The organism is Kocuria tytonicola, from assembly GCF_003687455.1.
GTDB lineage: Bacteria > Actinomycetota > Actinomycetes > Actinomycetales > Micrococcaceae > Kocuria > Kocuria tytonicola.
In genome coordinates this window covers 1-591 of record NZ_PHOA01000216.1, presented here as the reverse complement: position 1 = coordinate 591, position 591 = coordinate 1, and the positions used below count along the sequence as shown (strand labels likewise).

The window sequence follows — 591 nt, the reverse complement described above, 5'->3', positions numbered from 1 at the left end:
GTGACGGACCATTCGCAGCTTCGATTGTTGGCCATCCACGCGCACCCGGACGACGAGTCCAGCAAGGGTGCCGCGACCATGGCGCACTACGCGCGCCTCGGCACCCGGGTCATGGTGGCCACGTGCACCGGTGGTGAACGGGGTTCGATCCTCAACGCCGAGATGGAGGGTGACGTCTGGGCGGAGCGGGACCTGCCCGGTCTGCGCCGCCACGAGATGGCGGCCGCTGTCGAGGCGCTGGGTGTGGAGCACCGGTGGATCGGGTTCACGGACTCCGGCCTGCCCGAGGGCGATCCCCTCCCGCCCCTGCCGTGGGGCTGCTTCGCCCTGCAACCGCTGGAGCGCGCGGCTGCTCCGGTGGTCCAGCTCGTGCGCGAGTTCCGACCGCACGTGATCCTGGCCTACGACGAGAACGGGGGCTACCCGCACCCGGACCACATCCAGGCACACAACGTGGCCATGGAGGCGTACCGCAGGGCGGGTGATCCGGAGGCGTACCCGGGAACGGGCGCGCCCTGGGCACCGCTCAAGCTCTACTACGACCGGGCGTTCAACCCGGAGCGTTTCCTGGCTCTGCACGAGGGCCTGGAG

Annotated in this window: 1 protein-coding gene; it reads left to right on the top strand. The window is 70.4% G+C overall.

Annotation, left to right across the window (positions count from 1 at the left end):
- The coding region (gene mca / locus CWC38_RS11900; RefSeq protein WP_121846903.1) for a mycothiol conjugate amidase Mca at nt 1-591 on the top strand (591 nt) is incomplete at its 3' end.